Raw genomic sequence first — 17,677 nt, forward strand, 5'->3', positions numbered from 1 at the left:
CAGAAAAAGAAGAGAGGCGATGGCTTCGGACATTCTCATAGTCGACGACGAGGCGGACATCCGCGAGCTCGTCTCTGGCATCCTCGAGGACGAGGGCCACGGGACGCGCACGGCCGCCGACGCCGACCAGGCGCTGTCCCTGATCGGGGCGCGGCGCCCCTCGCTGGTCTTCCTCGACATCTGGCTGCAGGGCAGCCGCCTCGACGGCCTCGCGCTGCTCGAGCAGATCAAGGCCGACCATCCCGACCTGCCGATCGTGATGATCTCCGGCCACGGCAACATCGAGACGGCCGTCGCGGCGATCAAGCGCGGCGCCTACGACTACATCGAGAAGCCGTTCAAGGCCGACCGGCTGGTGCTGATCGCCGAACGCGCGCTGGAGACCTCGTCGCTGAAGCGGACGCTGCAGGAGCTGAAAGTCCGCTCCGGCGAGCCCGAGTCGCTCGCCGGCGGCTCGTCGGTGATCAACCAGCTGCGCAACACCATCGAGCGCGTTGCGCCGACCAACAGCCGCATCCTGATCTCCGGCCCGTCGGGGGCCGGCAAGGAGGTCGTCGCGCGGGCGATTCACGCCCGCTCGCAGCGGGCGCGGGCGCCGTTCATCGCGCTCAACGCCGCGGCGATCACGCCCGAGGGCATGGAATACGAGCTGTTCGGCGCCGAGCCGGTCGACGGCAATCCGCCGAAGGTCGGCGCGCTGGAGGCGGCGCACGGAGGCACGCTGTTCCTCGACGAGGTCGGCGACATGCCGCGCGAGACGCAGAGCCGCATCCTGCGCGTGCTGGTCGACCAGAGCTTCGAGCGGCTCGGCGGTACGCGGCGGGTGCAGGTCGACGTGCGGCTGATCTCGTCGAGCGCGCGCGACCTCGAGCGCGAGATCGCCGAGGGGCGCTTCCGCGAGGACCTGTTCCACCGCCTCAGCGTGGTGCCGATCCGGGTGCCGGGGCTCTCCGAGCGGCGTGAGGACATCCCGGCGCTGATTGACCATTTCATGCAGCAGATCTCGGTCTCGGCCGGCCTGCCGCCGCGCAAGATCGGCGACGATGCGATGGCGGTGCTGCAGTCGCACGACTGGCCGGGCAACCTGCGCCAGCTGCGCAACAACGTCGAGCGGCTGATGATCCTCGCCCGCGGCGACGCCGAGGCGGTGATCACCGCGGACATGCTGCCGTCCGAAGTCGGGGCCATGCTGCCGTCGCTGCCGAGCAGCGCAGGCGGCGAGCACCTGATGGCGATGCCGCTGCGCGAGGCGCGCGAGATCTTCGAGCGGGAGTATCTCACCGCCCAGATCAACCGCTTCGGCGGCAACATCTCGCGCACCGCCGAGTTCGTCGGCATGGAGCGCTCGGCGCTGCACCGCAAGCTGAAGTCGCTCGGCATCGCCTGAGCCGCGCGGCGCGGCGATGACGCAACGCGGTAGCGGACGGCGCGCCGCGGCCGCGATATAGAGATGATCTCAAAGATGTGCCTCCGCCGTCCGGCGGACGAGCGCCGTCATGCCGAAGGGACGACACAACCGATGCGAGTCGTGATTTGCGGAGCCGGCCAGGTCGGCTACGGCATCGCCGAGCGCCTGGCCGCCGAGGAGAACGACGTCACCGTCATCGACACGTCGCCGCGGCTGATCACCGGCATCCGCGAAACGCTCGACGTGCGCGGCATCATCGGCAACGGCGCGCATCCCGATGTCCTCGCGCAGGCGGGCGCCGAGGAAGCCGACATGATCATCGCCGTCACGCTCTACGACGAGGTGAACATGGTGGCCTGCCAGGTCGCCCACTCGCTGTTCAACGTGCCGACCAAGATCGCGCGCGTCCGCGCCCAGAGCTACCTGCAGCCGCACTGGCGCGACCTGTTCTCGCGCGAGCACATGCCGATCGACGTGGTGATCTCGCCCGAGATCGAGGTCGGCGACCTCGTGCTGCGCCGGCTCGCCTATCCGGCGGCGGTCGACATCGTGAAGTTCGCCGACAACAACGTGCTGGTGCTCGGCCTGCGCTGCGGCGACGACTGCCCGGTGGTCGACACGCCGCTGCACCAGCTGTCGGAGCTGTTCCCGAACCTCGGCGCGGTGGTCGTCGGCATCGCCCGCGGCACCACCGTGTTCGCGCCGAAGAGTTCGGATTCGATGCTGGTCGGCGATCTCGTCTACGTCGCGATGCACCGCGACAGCGTGCGGCGGCTCCTGAAGATCTTCGGCCAGGACGAGCCGGAGGCGACGCGGATCGTGATCGCGGGCGGCGGCAACATCGGCGCCTATGTGGCGCGCATGGTGGAGAAGGCGAACCCCGCCGCCAAGGTGAAGGTGATCGAGGCCTCGCGCGAGCGGGCGGTGCAGATCGCCGACGACCTCGAGCGCGCCGTGGTGCTGCACGGCTCGGCGCTCGACCAGGCGATCCTCTCGGAAGCCGACGTCGAGACCGCCGACACGCTGGTCGCGCTCACCAACGAGGACGAGGTCAACATCCTCGCCTGCGTGCTCGGCCGCACGCTGGGCGCACGGCGCACGCTGAGCCTGCTCAACAACGCGAGCTATCCGACCTTTGCAAAAGCGCTCGGCATCGACGCCTACATCAACCCGCGCGGCGTCACCGTCTCGAAGATCCTGCGCCACGTGCGCCGCGGGCGTATCCGCGCCGTGCACACGGTGCAGAACGGCGCCGCCGAGATCATCGAGGCCGAGGCGCTCGACACCTCGCCGCTGGTCGGCAAGCCGCTGCGCGAGCTCAACCTGCCGGCGGGCGTACGCATCGGCGCGGTGTTCCGCGCCGGCAAGGTGTTGACGCCCGACGGCGATACGCGGATCGTGGCGCGCGACCGGGTGATCATCTTCGCGGTTGCCGGCCGGGTGCGGATGGTGGAACAGATGTTCCGCGTCAGCCTCGAGTTCTTCTGAGCCCGGCGTCGGCCGGATATGCGGAGCGGCAGGCTCAACATGGCCTGAAACCTGCTTTGCAGGAGGTTCGAACTTTCGAGGGCCCTGAAAGCGAAGCTCACAGGCGCGAATCCGCGCAAATCGACTGCAAAAAAAGAACCGACATCGGCCCTGCGGCGCAAAATGCCGACGGAGCTGCAAAAAAAAGAGGCAGATGGATGGGCAGGATCGCATTTGTGAACGGACGCTATGTTCCGCACGCCGCGGCGCAGGTGCACGTCGAGGACCGCGGTTACCAGTTCGCCGACGGGGTCTACGAGGTGTGCGAGGTGCGCGACGGCGCCCTGATCGACGTGACCCGCCATCTCGACCGGCTGGAGCGCTCGCTCGACGAACTCCGGATCGACCATCCCGGCGAGCGCAGCGCGCTGACGCTGATCATGCGCGAGGTCGTGCGCCGCAACCGCATCCGCAACGGCATGGTCTACCTGCAGGTGACGCGCGGCGTCGCCCCGCGCGACCACGGCTTCCCCGCCGACGTGCGGCCGTCGGTGGTGATGACCGCGCGTGCGGCATCGCGGGCAAAGGCCGACGCGCAGGCGGCGGCCGGTATCGCGGTGATCACCGTGCCGGACAACCGCTGGGACCGCGTCGACATCAAGTCCACCTCGCTGCTGCCGAACGTGCTCGCCAAGCAGGCGGCGCGCGAGGCCGGTGCCTATGAAGCCTGGTTCGTCGACGGCGATGGCTTCGTCACCGAGGGCTCGTCGACCAACGCCTGGATCGTGACGCGCGAAGGAACCTTGGTGACGCGCGCCGCCGAACACGGCATCCTGCGCGGCATCACGCGCGGCGTCGTCAGCGACGTCGCGGCGACGCGGCAGATCCGCGTCGTCGAGCGGCCGTTCAGCGTCGAGGAGGCGAAGACGGCGCGCGAGGCTTTCATCACCGCAGCGACCACGATCGTGATGCCGGTGGTGTCGATCGACGGCCATGCGGTCGGCGACGGCAAGCCCGGCCCCGTGGCGCTCGGCCTCCGGGCCGCGTTCCACGACGGGGTCGAGCGGCTGTCGGCGTAAGAGCAGTTTCAGCGCGACCGCCCGCCGGGGAACGGGGGCGGTAGCGAGGGGAATCCCGGTGGTTCGGCGGGCGCCAGGATGCGTCGCCGGGTTTCGGGTTTGGGCCGGCGGAGCGCCGCCGTGGACGGATCCTCCCCCGCCCGCGGCAGCTTGGCCGGATGACACAGGCACAACCAACTACAAGGCCAAATACAAATGGCAGAGCGCGCTCAAAATCTCCAGGACACCTTCCTCAACCACGTCCGGAAGAACAAGACCTCGCTGACGATCTTCCTCGTCAACGGTGTGAAACTTCAGGGCGTCGTCACCTGGTTTGACAACTTCTGTGTATTGCTGCGCCGTGACGGGCACTCCCAGCTCGTCTACAAGCATGCGATCTCGACGATCATGCCGGCCCAGCCGGTGCAACTGTTCGAGCCGGGCGACGACAGCGCCGCGTGACCGCCGTCCGATAGTCTCCCGCTGGTCGGGAGAGCATCATGACCGCTGCGTCGGCCGCCTCATCAGCGGCCGGCGCAGCGCATCGACGATGACAGACGGCCCGGCATTTCGCCGGCCGGGTCATTGTGATCGGGCCGTATCCGGCTTATCTCAGCTCTTTGGAGCTGTGATCCGGAGCAGGCGAAGACCTTGGAAGAGCACGACAGGAACGACGACATCGGCATCTCGATGGGCAAGGCGAAGTCGGTCTCCCGGCTCGCCAAGCGAACCCGTGCGGTCGTCGTCGCGCCGGAAATCGTGCGGCAGCGGCGGGCGGCGGATGCCTCCGACATCGCCAATCGCTCGGCGGAGGCGAAGCTCGCCGAAGCCGTGGGCCTCGCGCGCGCCATCGATCTCGAGATCGTCGGCCAGATGTCGGTGCGCATCTCGACGCCGCGGCCGGCGACGCTGATGGGGACCGGCAAGGTCGAGGAGATCCGCGCGGCGGTCGAGGCGGCCGAGGCGACGCTCGTGATCGTCGACCACGCGCTGACCCCGATCCAGCAGCGCAATCTCGAAAAGGCGCTGAACGCCAAGGTGCTCGACCGCACCGGCCTGATCCTCGAGATCTTCGGCGCCCGCGCGCGCACCCGTGAGGGCGCGCTGCAGGTCGAGCTCGCCCATCTCAACTACCAGAAGAGCCGGCTGGTGCGCAGCTGGACCCACCTCGAGCGCCAGCGCGGCGGCTTCGGCTTCCTCGGCGGCCCCGGCGAAACCCAGATCGAGGCCGACCGGCGCCTGCTGCAGGACCGGATCGCCAAGATCGAGGGCGACCTCGACCAGGTGCGCCGCACGCGCGACCTGCACCGACAGAACCGCAAGAAGGTGCCGCATCCGGTGGTGGCGCTGGTCGGCTACACCAACGCCGGCAAGTCGACGCTGTTCAACCAGTTGACCGCCGCCGACGTGCTGGCGCAGGATCTGCTGTTCGCGACGCTCGACCCGACGCTGCGCCGGATCAAGCTGCCGCACGGCACCGAGGTGATCCTCTCCGACACCGTGGGTTTCATCTCCGACCTGCCGACCCACCTCGTCGCGGCCTTCCGGGCGACGCTCGAGGAGGTGATCGAGGCCGACGTGATCCTGCACGTGCGCGACGTCTCGCATCCCGACACCGAGGCGCAGTCGGCCGACGTTGCCGAGGTGCTGCGCCTGCTCGAGGTCGAGACCGGCGAGACCGGGCGGATGATCGAGGTCTGGAACAAGATCGACCTGCTCGACCCCGACCACCGCGCCAAGCTGCTCGACGGCGAGGGCAGCGGCCGGGCGATCCCGGTCTCGGCGCTCACCGGCGAAGGCGTCGACACGCTGCTCGACATCGTCGAGAACCGCCTCGTCGGCGACCGCCCGGTCTACGACGTGACCCTCGACCCGGCCGACGGCGCCGGCCTCGCCTGGTTGCACCGCAATGCGGAAGTGCTGTCGCGCGGCGAGGCGAAGGAGGAGGGGATTCCCCTCACGGTGCGGGTGTCGCCGCGGCATCAGGAGCAGTTTCTGGCACGGTTCAAGCTCGCGGGGTGAAATGGAGGAGGGGCTGTTGCCCCCTCATCCGCCCTTCGGGCACCTTCTCCCGCGAGGGGAGAAGGGGATTTGCGGCGAATACTGAATCAAGATTGCGCCGTATCTATTTGAAATCGATGCGGATTTGAGCAAGGCTCCGCCTAATTCCTTCTCCCCTCGCGGGAGAAGGTGGCCGAAGGCCGGATGAGGGGGCGCGGCCTCTCCTCACTCCAACCCCCGCCTACTCCGCCGCCACCTTCGCCTGCTGCCACAGCGCTTCCATCTCGTCGAGGCTCGCCTCGGCGGGGCTGCGGCCGGCCGCGGCCAGCGCGCGTTCGATGTAGCCGAAACGGCGGACGAACTTCTCGTTGGTGAGGCGCAGGGCCATGTCGGGGTCGACGTCGAGGTGGCGGGCGAGGTTGGCGAAGGCGAACAGGACGTCGCCGAGTTCGCCGGCGATCGTGGTGCGGTCGCTGCCGGCGTCGATCTCGGCTTCGAGTTCGTCGAGTTCCTCGCGGATCTTGGCGATCACCAGCTTGGGGTCGCCCCAGTCGAAGCCGACGGTGGCGGCTTTTGCCTGCAGCTTGACGGCGCGGGGCAGGGCGGACTGGGCGGCGGCGACCTCGCCGAGCAAGCCCGGGCCGGTGTCGTCCGGCAGGCCGCGTTCGGCGCGGCGCGCCCGGCGGGCGGCCTTTTCGGCAGCCTTGATGCGGTTCCAGGCGCCCTTCGCCATGCCGGCGGAGCGGGCGTCCTCGTCGCCAAAAACGTGCGGATGGCGGCGGATCATCTTTGCGGTGATCGCCTCGACGACGTCGGCAAAGGCGAAGTTGCCGGCTTCCTCGGCCATGCGGGCGTGGAAGACCACCTGCAGCAGCAGGTCGCCGAGCTCGTCGCGCAGGTCGTCGAGGTCGCCGCGCGCGATGGCGTCGGCGACTTCGTAGGCTTCCTCGATGGTGTAGGGGGCGATCGACGCGAAGTCCTGTTCGACGTCCCACGGGCAGCCGTGGTCGGGGTCGCGCAGCGCTGCCATGATGGCGAGAAGATCGTCGATGTCGCGTCCGTGCTGCATGGCTCGCCCGTGGTTGAGAACGGGCGGCACTTGAGCAGAGGGGGCGGCGCAGCGCAACCGCGCCCGCCGCCCCTCGTGGTCTGTCGATCCGGAGGGCGCCGCGTGGCGGCGATCCCTATCCCGTCACATCGCGCTCGCCTGGCCTGGCCAGTAGGTGCCGTCGGTGAGTTCGGTCGAGTCGCCGACGAGATCGGCGCCGCCGAGTTCGGCCATCAGCTTGAACACCCGGCGGGCGTTGTCGATTTCCTGCTCCAGCGACGCGGTCGGGATGCCTTCGCGGAAACGGTCGCGCAGCACGGCGAGTTCGGCGTCGTTGGCCGGGCGCACCTGCGGGGTGAGGCGGACCCACTCCTCGTCGGAGGTCTTCATGATCTCCTTAGCCTCGCGCGAGGCGGCGACGAAGCCCTTCATCGCGGCTTCGTGCTCGGCGGCGAACTTGTCGTGGAAGACGTAGCCGATCGGGGCGTTGTTGCCGCCGGCGCCGAGCGCGGTCGCGGCTTCCTCGCCCGTGATCAGGCGCTTGTAGCCCTTGGCTTCCAGCTTGGCGCTGAAGTTCCAGAAGCTCAGCACCGCGTCGAGTTCACCCTGCTCGAACTTTTCCGACAGCAGCGGCGGGGCGCCGTACTGCGGCTCGGCGTCTTTCGCGAGATCGATGCCGAAGTCCTTCTTGGCGACGGCCTGGATCATCAGCCAGTTCTTGTCGAGCGGGCCCCCGGCGACGCCGATCCGCTTGCCCTTGAGATCGGCGAGCGTCGCCGCGCCGGAATCGGCGGGCACCATCAGCGCGCCGACGGCCGAGGAGAACGGCACGAAGGTGAGGTCGTCGCCGGAGGCGCGCTGGCGCGTGACCCACAGCCAGTCGCTGACGATCACGTCCATGTCGCCGCCCTGCAGGCCGATCTTGGTCGCCTCGTTGTTGGCGACTTCGGCGAGCTCCAGCTCGAAGCCGTGCTTGGCGTCGAGGCCGTGCGCCTTGATGACGTCCATCTCCCAGTTCACCGTGCCGAACTTCAGCACGCCGACGCGGATCTTGTCGGCGGCGGACGCGGCGCCCGCCGTGAGCAGCACGGCGGCGGCGGCCGCGGCGACGATCAGTTTCCTCGCGATCATGAAACCTTCCTCCCGGCGCCGGCTGATCGCCGGCGTTCGTTGTTTGTCTTTGATTGGTGCGGCACGCCCCAGCGGTGCCTTTGGGGCCAACGCTAGATCGCGGCGCGCGGACGCGCACCTTAACAAAACGTCACGTCCCGTCACCTCCGGCCCCGCCCACTTGGCCGTACCGGCTGGCTCAGGGCTTCGGCAGGTCGCAGGCGGTGATCGTCGCCACCTTCGTCGCGTAGCGCACGGCCGGATAGCCGTCGAAGAAGTCGGGCACCACGAAGGTGCCGGTCGAATCCGGCGGGATCACGGAGGCCGCCGTCACCGAGACGGTGGAGAGGTTGAGATCCTGGGTCGCGACCTCGATGCCGGTCAGCAGCTTGTCGGGGAAGATGTTGCGCACCTCCCAGGTGAAGATGTTGAGCTGCTGGCGCCACGAGGCGCTGGCGGCGCGCACGGCGCGGAATTCGTCGCGGGTGAGCGGGCGCGGCGTGCAGGCGGCATAGGCCTCGTAGAGCCCGGCCTTGCGCAACCCGTCGAGCGCCTCCGAGGTGCACATGTCGCGGCAGGCGCGCACGCCGTCGGCCATCTTGAAATGGTCCTGGCTCACCACCGGATCGGCCGCGATGCAGGCCGAGAAGCAGTCCGCCCTTGCCGCTGCGCCGCTGCCGAGAAGAATACCGACGGCGAGCGCCGCTGCGCCGGCACTCGGCGCCCATGCCATGATCTTCCGCATCGTGATCCTCCCGTGCGGCCGGTCTTCGGCGCGCAAACGTCGCGGCCGGCTGTTGTGGTCGCAACTCACTACGTGCGCGCGGGACAACCGGACCATGCGGCGACCCGCCACGCTCCGGCAGCCGTGGCGGAACGGTTGAAATCGCGCGGCCGGGATGTTGTATGGCCTTGTCCATACAGGCCGGCGCCAGCCGGGCGCGGGGACGAGCGGGGACGCGGACGATGACCTTGGACAGTGGGCTCTCCGAGCAGGCCGGGCCGCTCTACGAAAAGGTGAAGGACTACATCCGCCGCAACATCGAGGCCGGCCATTGGACCACCGACACGCGGCTGCCGTCCGAAAACGACCTCGTCGCCCAGCTCGGCGTCTCGCGGATGACCGTGCACCGGGCGCTGCGCGAACTCACCGCCGCCGGCCTGCTCCGGCGTATCCAGGGCGTCGGCACCTTCGTCGCGGTTCCGCGGCCGCAGTCGGCGCTGGTCGAGATCAACGACATCGCCGCCGAGATCCGCGCCCGTGGTCACGCGCACCGCTCGAAGGTGCTGCGGCTCGAGACGGTGACGGCCTCGACCGAACTGATGCTCGGCTTCGAGATGACCAGCCGGCGGCCGCTCTATCACTCGGTCGTGGTCCACTTCGAGAACGACATGCCGGTGCAGCGCGAGGAGCGCTTCGTCAACCCGGCACTGGTGCCCGGCTACGCCGCCCAGGATTTCTCGACCCGCACCACCTTCGACTACCTGCAGAGCCAGGCCCCGCTGACCGAAGTCGAGCACGTCATCACCGCCGTGGCGGCGGACGCGGCGATGGCGGCGGAACTCGCCGTTCCCCCGGGCGACCCCTGCCTGCTGCTGCACCGGCGAACCTGGAGCGGCGCGACGGTGGCGACGGTGAATCGTCTGACCTATGTGGGCAGCCGCTACGCGCTGGGGAGCCGGTATCTGACGGGGACGCGGGCGGGGTAGGGCTGGGTGCCGTCTTGCCCTTCTCCACGGTCGTTATCTCCGCGAATGCGGGGATGTCGGCTGAGAGGGAGCAGGCGAGGGACTGCCCGCGCCCTCGTCTAAACGCCCGCTTCTTGCCGACTGTCAGTGCCTCCATGGACGTCACCCCCTCCCGGAACGTCATCCCTCCCAAGGACGTCATCCCCGCGAAAGCGGGGATCCAACTGTCGACTGGGGGCGAACTGTCGGATCGGTCTGGTGTTGCCGGGGGGCACCGGGGCGGGCGCTATGCCTCTCTGCGTCTCCGCCCTCGCGGAGAGTTGGATCCCCGCTTTCGCGGGGATGACGACCGCGAGGCGAGCGAGGAGAGGCGACCGGTGTCCTCCGGCCTCGCCGCGGTCTTGCCGTCGTCCGCCGCCAATGCGGGGATCGAACCGTCCGCCGGGGGAGAATCATTGAGGGAACTCCTTCCCCTCCACGGCCGTCATCCCCGCGAAAGCGGGGATCCAACTGTCGGCTGGGGGAGAACTGTCGGATCGGTCTGGTGTTGCCGGGGGGGCGCCGGGCGGCGGGCGCTATGCCTCTCTGCGTCTCCGCCCTCGCGGAGAGTTGGATCCCCGCTTTCGCGGGGATGACGACTGAGAAGCGAGAGAGGAGGGATGACCGGGCGGCGGGCGCTATGCCTCTCCGCGTCTCCGCCCTCGCGGCGAGTTGGATCCCCGCTTTCGCGGGGATGACGCCCGAGAGGCGAGAGAGGCGGGACGACCGGCGTCCTCCGGCCTCGCCGCGGTCTTGCCGTCGTCCCCGCCAATGCCGAGATCCAACCGTCCGCCGGGGGAGAATCATTGAGGCAACTCTTCCCCTCCACGGCCGTCATCCCCGCGAAAGCGGGGATCCAACTGTCGGCTGGGGGAGAACTGTCGCATCGGTCTGGTGTTGCCGGAGGGTTTCATCGGGCGGCGGGCGCTATGCCTCTCTGCGTCCCGGCCCTCGCGGAGAGTTGGATCCCCGCTTTCGCGGGGATGACGACCGAGAGGCGAGCGAGGCGGGACGACCGGTGTCCTCCGGCCGCGTCGCGGTCCTGCCGCCCATCCGTCCCAGGCGCCGCTTTCCCGGCATCGCCAAAATCTGCTATGCGGCTTGCGACTTCGCGTCGCCCGACGAACCGAGAAGAAAGATCGCCGATGACCCCCTCCATTCGCCCGCTCGTGGCCGGAAACTGGAAGATGAATGGACTGGCCGCCTCGGCCGCCGAGTTCAGGGCGATCCTCGCCGGTTATGACGCGAGCCTCGCGGGCGCCATCGATCTCGCGGTGTTTCCGCCGGCGACGCTGCTCGCCGCCTTTGCCACGGCGGCCGCGGAGACGGGGGTGATCGTGGGTGGGCAGGACTGCCATGCGGCGGCCTCGGGCGCCCATACCGGCGATATCTCGGCCGAGATGCTGGCGGATGCCGGGGCGGGCGCGGTGATCGTCGGCCATTCGGAGCGGCGCACCGACCACGACGAGACCGACGCCGACGTCTGCGCCAAGGCGCTGGCGGCGCGGCGGGCGGGGCTCATTGCCGTGATCTGCATCGGCGAGACGCTGGACGAGCGCGACCGCGGCGTGACGCTCGACGTCGTCGGGCGCCAGCTCACCGGCTCGCTTCCCGTGGGCGCGACGGCGGCGAACGTCGTCGTCGCCTACGAGCCGGTGTGGGCGATCGGCACCGGCCGCACGCCGACGGCCGAGGACGTCGCCACCGTGCACGCCTTCATCCGCGACCGGCTGGTGCACCGCTTCGGCGCCGAGGGCGAGGTGATCCGCATCCTCTACGGTGGCTCGGTGAAGCCCGGCAATGCGGCGGAGCTGATGGCGATTCCCCATGTCGACGGCGCGCTGGTCGGCGGCGCCAGCCTCAAGGCGGCCGACTTCCTCGGCATCGCCGGCGCCTACCGGTCGCTGACCGCGGCCTGACGACGGCGCCCGGCGGACGCTGCCGGGGGGATCGTCGCAGTCCCTGCGGACCGTGGCGGAATTCGCCCTCGCAATGCGCGCGGCAAACGCCCATATCATGAGTTCCGGGCGACGTTCCGCGCCGCCGGGAGACATCTTCGCCTGATCCCCTCCGCCGGTCCCCCTCGCGCCCTGCCTTCCGGCCCTTCGCCGCCCCGCGAAACGGCAGGAAGCGTTGCGCGGAGCGGGGTGGAAAGCGCGGAGGCGATCGTGTACAACGCCGCCGGTTGTTTTCCTTGCCGTGAGCCGGTTCATTCCGTCCGGGTGCGCCGGCCGGGCGCTCCCGGCCGGTCGGGCCGGGCTCCAGAGGTTTTTGCTGGTCCATGCAGACGGTCATCCTCGTCATCCACCTGATGGTGGTCATCGCCCTCGTCGGCGTCGTGCTGCTGCAGCGCTCGGAAGGCGGTGCGCTCGGCATCGGCGGCGGTGGCGGCTTCATGTCGAGCCGCGGCTCGGCCAACGTGCTGACGCGGGCGACCGCCATCCTCGCGGCGCTGTTCTTCCTCACGTCGATCGCGCTCACCCTGCTGCCGCGCTACATGGGCGGCCCGGCGTCGATCTTCGACGGCGTGCCCGGTGCGGCGCCGGCCCCCGCGGGCCTGCCGAACCTCTCGGGTGATGGCGAGGGCATCCTGAATCAGCTGCAGCGGCCGGGCGCCCAGACGCCCGCCGCGCCGGCCCCGGGTGCCCAGGCGCCGGCCAGCGAGGCTCCGGCGACCGAGGCGCCGGCCGCTCCAGCCCCGGCGACCCAGGCTCCGCCGGCCGCCACCCCCGCGACGCCCGACGTCACGCCGTCCGTGCCGGCCCCGGCCGCCCCGACGACCCCGCCGGCGCCTTGAGGCCCACCGGCGCATAGCCGACATTCGTCCGGCGCCCCCGCGGCGCCGGGCTTCGCCCAGCGAGTGGTTCTCCGGCCCGACCGGCCGGGGAGCGGCTCCCTGTTTTTGTTTGAGGAGACGGTTCGTCACCGCTGACGAATCGATCCGGCAGAGCTAGGTTGGTCTCCCATGGCGCGGTACATCTTCATCACCGGCGGCGTGGTTTCCTCACTCGGCAAGGGCCTCACGTCAGCCGCCATCGGGGCCCTCCTGCAGGCGCGCGGCTATCGCTGCCGGCTGCGCAAGCTCGACCCCTATCTCAACGTCGACCCCGGCACGATGTCGCCGACGCAGCACGGCGAGGTCTTCGTGACCGACGACGGCGCGGAGACCGACCTCGACCTCGGCCACTACGAGCGCTTCACGGGGCGTCCCGCCAACAAGCAGGACAACATCACCACCGGCCGCATCTACCAGGACATCATCGCCCGCGAACGCCGCGGCGACTATCTCGGCGGCACGGTGCAGGTGATTCCGCACGTCACCGACGCGATCAAGGAATTCATCCTCGGCGGCAACGAGGACTACGACTTCGTGCTGTGCGAGATCGGCGGCACGGTCGGCGACATCGAGGCGATGCCTTTCCTCGAGGCGATCCGCCAGCTCGGCAACGAGTTGCCGCGCCAGCACGCGATCTACGTCCACCTGACACTGATGCCGTACATCCCGAGCGCCGGCGAGCTGAAGACCAAGCCGACGCAGCACTCGGTGAAGGAGCTGCGCTCGATCGGCATCCAGCCGGACATCCTGCTGGTGCGCTGCGACCGGCCGATTCCACCGGGCGAGCGGCGCAAGCTGTCGCTGTTCTGCAACGTGCGCGAAAGCGCGGTGATCCCGGGCCTCGACGTGAAGTCGATCTACGAGGTGCCGATCGCCTATCACGAGGCCGGGCTCGACGCCGAAGTGCTCGCCGCCTTCGGTATCGAGGGCGTACCGCAGCCGAACCTCGAGAAGTGGCGCACCATCGCCGACAACATCCGCAACCCGGAAGGCGAGGTCACGATCGCCGTCGTCGGCAAGTACACGGGCCTGAAAGACGCCTACAAGTCGCTGATCGAGGCGCTGGTGCACGGCGGCATCGTCAACAAGGTCAAGGTCAACATCGAGTGGATCGAGAGCGAGGTCTTCGAGAAGGAAGATCCCGCGCCCTATCTCGAGCACGTTGCCGGCATCCTGGTGCCCGGCGGCTTCGGCGAGCGCGGCGCCGAGGGCAAGATCGCGGCGGCGGGCTTCGCGCGCAGGCGCGACGTGCCGTACTTCGGCATCTGCTTCGGCATGCAGATGGCGGTGATCGAGGCGGCGCGCAATCTCGGCGGCATCGACCACGCCAACTCCACCGAGTTCGGCCCGACCTCGGAGCCCGTCGTCGGCCTGATGACCGAGTGGCTGAAGGGCAACATGCTGGAGAAGCGCACGCTGACCGGCGACCTCGGCGGCACGCTGCGGCTCGGCGCCTATGAGGCCTGCCTCAGCGAGGGCTCGCGCATCGCGGAGATCTACGGGTCCGAGCGGATCTCCGAGCGCCATCGCCACCGCTACGAGGTCAACATCGAGTACCGCGAGCGGCTGGAGGCGCAGGGCATGCGTTTTGCCGGGCTCTCGCCCGACGGGGTGCTGCCGGAGACGATCGAACTCGAGAACCATCCCTGGTTCATCGGCGTGCAGTATCATCCCGAGCTGAAGTCACGCCCGTTCGAGCCGCATCCGCTGTTCGCGAGCTTCATCGAAGCCGCGGTGGAGCGCAGCCGCCTCGTCTGAGGCGGTGATCGGAAAGCGGGGACAGCGATGGCGGCGGCGATCGACCCGGCGGCGATCAAGGTGATCCTCGGCGAGATCGCCGAGGAGACGCTGGCGCTCCGGCGCGTCGGCAAGGTCGCGAGCTACATCCCCGAACTCGCCGGCGTCGATCCCGAAGGCTTCGCCGTCAGCGTCGCCTTCCTCGACGGGCGGACCGCCGAGGTTGGCGCCGTGGGCGAGACCTTCTCGATCCAGAGCATCTCCAAGGTCTTCAACCTGACGCTGGCGCTCGGCAAGATCGGCGACGTGCTGTGGCGCCGCGTCGGGCGCGAACCGTCGGGCAACGCCTTCAACTCGATCGTCCAGCTCGAGCAAGAGCAGGGCATTCCGCGCAATCCCTTCATCAACGCCGGCGCCATCGTCGTCTCCGACGTCCTCCTCGCCGGCCACGAGCCGAAGGAGACCATCGCCGAAACTGTGACCTTCCTGCGCTTCCTTGCGGGCGACGAGAGCATCGTCGTCGACAAGGCGGTGGCGCAGTCGGAGAAGGCGACCGGCAACCGCAACTTCGCGCTCGCGTATTTCCTGAAAGCGCACGGCAATCTGGTCGAGACGCCCGACCGCGTGCTCGGCGTCTATTTCCACCAGTGCGCCATCGCGATGAGCTGCCGCCAGCTCGCGCGCGCCTGCCTGTTCCTCGCCGCCGACGGCCGCGACCCGGTCGGCGGCCGGCGCATCGTCTCGGCGCAGCGGGCGCGGCGCATCAATGCGTTGATGATGACGTCGGGTATGTACGACGCCTCGGGCGACTTCGCCTATCGCATCGGCCTGCCGGCAAAGAGCGGCGTCGGCGGCGGCATCGTCGCGGTGGTGCCGGGCGTCGGCACGGTCGCGGTGTGGTCGCCGGGGCTCGACGCCACCGGCAACTCGCTGGTCGGCAGTCTCGTGCTGGAAAAGCTGGTGCAGCGGACGGGCTGGACGGTATTCGGCGGGCGTTGACCGCGGATCCTCGCCTCAGCGCGCGGTGCCGAACGCCAGCCAGACGGCGATCGGGATCAGCGACAGGGCGAGCAGGCGCTGGACGAGGACGCGGCGCGGCGAGGCGCTGAGCAGGCGCTCGCCGGTGCTGGCGGCAAGGACCAGGGCGGTGTGCACGGCGGTCGCGACCGTCACATAGGTCGCGCCGAGCAGCGCGAGGCGCAGCACCGGCTGCGGGTCGGCCGGATCGACGAAGCGCGGCACCACGGTGACGAAGAACAGCACCGACTTCGGGTTCAGCACGTTGGTGACGAAGCCGCGCAGGAAGTGGCGGCCGGCCTTCGCCTCGGGGGCGTCGGCGCCGCCTGACCCGGCCTCGCGCCAGCCGTCGATCGCGAGGTAGACGAGGAAGGCGATGCCGCCCCAGCGCAGGGTCTCGTAGACGATCGGCGAGGCGGCGACGAGGTAGCCGAGGCCGAAGGCGGCGGCGACGGCGTGGACCGAAAGGCCGGCCGCGACGCCGGCGACGGTCAGCAGCCCGGCGCGGCGGCCCTTCGCCAGCGACAGGCTGGTGAGGTAGCCCATGTTGGGGCCGGGCGTCACCTCGACGACGATGCAGAGGACGAGAAACTCCAGCCACGACATCGCCGGCCCTCCGTCTTTCGCCCGCCGGCCGGCGCGCGCCGCGGTGGTCAGGCCTCGTTGTCCGTCCGCCGGACGAGGTGCTGCGTCAGGTGGCGCTCGATGCGGTCCCACAGCCGGCGAATCAGCTCGACCATCACGAGGTAGAGCACGGCAGCCCAGAAGTAGGCCTCGAAATCGAAGGTGCGCGAGAAGATGCGGCGGGTTTCGCCCATCAGGTCGAACACGGTGACGATCGAGGCGATCGCCGAGCCCTTGATCATCAGGATGATCTCGTTGCCGTAGGGGCGCAGCGAGACGATGAAGGCTTGCGGCAGGACGATCTTCCGCATGGTGACGTAGCGCGACAGGCCGAGGGCGGCGGCGGCCTCGCGCTGGCCGCGGGCGACGTTGCGGATCGAGCCGGCAAGGATTTCCGCCTGATAGGCCGAGGTGTTGAGCGAGAAGGTGAACACCGCGCAAAAGAAGGCGTCGCGGAAGAACGGCCAGAGGCCGAGCGCCTCGAACTCGGCGCGGAAGGTGCCGGCGCCGTAGTAGACGAGGAAGGTCTGGGCGAGCAGCGGCGTGCCGCGGAAGAAATACACCCAACCGAAGGCGAGCGCCCCGACCAGCCGGTTGCTGGAGAGCCGCGCCCAGGTGATCGGCAGCGACAGCAGCGCCCCGAACAGCATCGCGAGGCCGACGAGTTGCAGCGTCGTCGTCAGGCCGTTGAGGTAGCGCGGCGCGTACTGGACGAGGAAGCCCGAGTCCCAGTCGCCGAAGATGGCCCAGCCGATCACGCCGGCGAGCAGGATCCAGAACCCCATGAAACCGTGGCCGGCGATGCGGGCGGTGGTCCAGCGGCGGGCGGGCGCCGGCGGCGGGGGCAGGGTGGTGTCGCTCATCGGCTGAAATCCCCGCGCCGCGCCCAGGCCTCGAGCCGGCCGATGCCGACCGACGAGATGATCGAGAGCACGAGGTAGATCGAGCAGGCGACGGCGAAGAAGAAGAACGCCTCGCGCGTGACGCGGGCGGCGACGCCGGTCTCGCGCAGGACGTCGGCAAGGCCGATGACGGAGACGAGCGAGGTTTCCTTCATCAGGATCAGCCAGAGGTTCGAGAGACCCGGCAGGGCGAGGCGCACGAGCTGCGGCAGGATGACGAGGCGCATCGTCTGCGCCCGCGACAGCCCGAGCGCGCCGGCGCCCTCATACTGGCCCGAGGTGATGCCCTTGAAGGCCGAGAGGAAGACCTCGCTGGAATAGGACGAGAACACCAGGCTCAGCGCGATCATGCCGGCGACGAAGGAGTTCACCTCGACGGGCGGCAGGCCGAGCGCAGCGAGGATCGCCTGCAGCAGCATCTGGCCGCCGAAATAGACGAGGAACAGCGTCAGCAGTTCGGGCAGGCCGCGGAACACGGTGGTGTAGATGTTCGCGGCGGCGCGCAGCGACGGCTCCGGCGAGTTCTTCGCGAGCGCCAGCAGGAAGCCGAGCACGAGGCCGATCGGCAGGGTGGCGAGGGCGAGGCTGACGGTGACGAAGGTGCCGGCGAGGATTTCGTCGCCCCAGCCGTCGGGGCCGTAGGAGAGCAGCGACCAGAGTTCGCCCATCGGCTGTCTTTCGAAGGTGGTCGTGGCCGGAGGGCCGATGCAGCGAAAACGGGCAGGCGCCGGGCCGGATCTC

General features: G+C 69.4%; 16 protein-coding genes. 10 read left to right on the forward strand and 6 right to left on the reverse strand.

Annotated features, from left to right (window positions below; genetic code table 11):
• The first annotated feature begins 19 nt into the window (after positions 1-19).
• From ntrX to hflX, 5 genes are all read left to right on the forward strand, one after another.
• On the forward strand, positions 20-1,387 hold the full coding sequence (ntrX, locus tag I5731_RS04205) for a nitrogen assimilation response regulator NtrX (protein WP_197310096.1): 1,368 nt from the start codon (positions 20-22) through the stop codon (positions 1,385-1,387).
• 132 nt (positions 1,388-1,519) lie between these two features.
• A complete protein-coding gene (trkA, locus tag I5731_RS04210) occupies positions 1,520-2,896 on the forward strand; it encodes a Trk system potassium transporter TrkA (protein WP_197310097.1) in 1,377 nt (458 codons plus the stop codon).
• Between the two features lie 197 nt (positions 2,897-3,093).
• Positions 3,094-3,954, forward strand: coding sequence for a D-amino-acid transaminase (locus I5731_RS04215; RefSeq protein ID WP_197310098.1), 861 nt, complete (start codon positions 3,094-3,096; stop codon positions 3,952-3,954).
• A 195-nt stretch (positions 3,955-4,149) separates the two neighbouring features.
• Positions 4,150-4,395 carry an RNA chaperone Hfq gene (gene hfq, locus I5731_RS04220; RefSeq protein WP_197310099.1) on the forward strand — a complete coding sequence of 82 codons (246 nt, stop codon included), beginning with the start codon at positions 4,150-4,152 and terminating at the stop codon, positions 4,393-4,395.
• Between the two features lie 228 nt (positions 4,396-4,623).
• Entirely contained in the window at positions 4,624-5,955 is a 1,332-nt protein-coding gene (hflX, locus tag I5731_RS04225) for a GTPase HflX (protein WP_197310167.1), read from the forward strand.
• A gap of 220 nt (positions 5,956-6,175) precedes the next feature.
• Here the strand turns inward: hflX and mazG are convergent, their stop codons facing one another.
• The 3 genes from mazG to I5731_RS04240 all read right to left on the reverse strand — a co-directional run bounded on the left by mazG (position 6,176) and on the right by I5731_RS04240 (position 8,837).
• Entirely contained in the window at positions 6,176-7,003 is an 828-nt protein-coding gene (gene mazG, locus I5731_RS04230) for a nucleoside triphosphate pyrophosphohydrolase (protein ID WP_197310100.1), read from the reverse strand.
• A 123-nt stretch (positions 7,004-7,126) separates the two neighbouring features.
• A complete protein-coding gene (locus I5731_RS04235) occupies positions 7,127-8,113 on the reverse strand; it encodes an ABC transporter substrate-binding protein (RefSeq protein WP_197310101.1) in 987 nt (328 codons plus the stop codon).
• 178 nt (positions 8,114-8,291) lie between these two features.
• A complete protein-coding gene (locus I5731_RS04240) occupies positions 8,292-8,837 on the reverse strand; it encodes a hypothetical protein (protein ID WP_197310102.1) in 546 nt (181 codons plus the stop codon).
• Between the two features lie 221 nt (positions 8,838-9,058).
• Here I5731_RS04240 and hutC point away from each other — a divergent pair, with 221 nt between their 5' ends.
• The 5 genes from hutC to I5731_RS04265 all read left to right on the forward strand — a co-directional run bounded on the left by hutC (position 9,059) and on the right by I5731_RS04265 (position 15,392).
• The gene (gene hutC / locus I5731_RS04245; protein WP_197310103.1) at positions 9,059-9,802 is read left to right on the forward strand and encodes a histidine utilization repressor; all 744 of its coding nucleotides are present in this window, start codon (positions 9,059-9,061) and stop codon (positions 9,800-9,802) included.
• A 1,163-nt stretch (positions 9,803-10,965) separates the two neighbouring features.
• Positions 10,966-11,739, forward strand: a complete 774-nt coding sequence (tpiA, locus tag I5731_RS04250; RefSeq protein ID WP_197310104.1) for a triose-phosphate isomerase — start codon at positions 10,966-10,968, stop codon at positions 11,737-11,739.
• A gap of 362 nt (positions 11,740-12,101) precedes the next feature.
• Positions 12,102-12,617, forward strand: coding sequence for a preprotein translocase subunit SecG (secG, locus tag I5731_RS04255; RefSeq protein WP_197310105.1), 516 nt, complete (start codon positions 12,102-12,104; stop codon positions 12,615-12,617).
• Between the two features lie 168 nt (positions 12,618-12,785).
• Positions 12,786-14,414, forward strand: a complete 1,629-nt coding sequence (locus I5731_RS04260) for a CTP synthase (protein WP_197310106.1) — start codon at positions 12,786-12,788, stop codon at positions 14,412-14,414.
• A gap of 27 nt (positions 14,415-14,441) precedes the next feature.
• On the forward strand, positions 14,442-15,392 hold the full coding sequence (locus tag I5731_RS04265; protein WP_197310107.1) for a glutaminase: 951 nt from the start codon (positions 14,442-14,444) through the stop codon (positions 15,390-15,392).
• Positions 15,393-15,407: 15 nt separating this feature from the next.
• Here I5731_RS04265 and I5731_RS04270 read toward each other — a convergent pair whose 3' ends face one another.
• The 3 genes from I5731_RS04270 to I5731_RS04280 are packed head-to-tail and all read right to left on the reverse strand — an operon-like array spanning position 15,408 to position 17,604.
• Positions 15,408-16,016 (reverse strand): LysE family translocator, encoded by a 609-nt coding sequence (locus tag I5731_RS04270; protein ID WP_197310108.1) that lies wholly within the window; start codon positions 16,014-16,016, stop codon positions 15,408-15,410.
• A gap of 47 nt (positions 16,017-16,063) precedes the next feature.
• The gene (locus I5731_RS04275) at positions 16,064-16,897 is read right to left on the reverse strand and encodes an ABC transporter permease (RefSeq protein ID WP_197310109.1); all 834 of its coding nucleotides are present in this window, start codon (positions 16,895-16,897) and stop codon (positions 16,064-16,066) included.
• Complete coding sequence (locus I5731_RS04280) at positions 16,894-17,604, reverse strand: ABC transporter permease (RefSeq protein WP_197310110.1); 711 nt, start codon at positions 17,602-17,604, stop codon at positions 16,894-16,896. The genes I5731_RS04275 and I5731_RS04280 overlap by 4 nt, the downstream gene beginning before the upstream one ends.
• Positions 17,605-17,677 lie beyond the last annotated feature (73 nt).

This window comes from Methylobrevis albus (assembly GCF_015904235.1).
Lineage (GTDB): Bacteria > Pseudomonadota > Alphaproteobacteria > Rhizobiales > Pleomorphomonadaceae > Methylobrevis_A > Methylobrevis_A albus.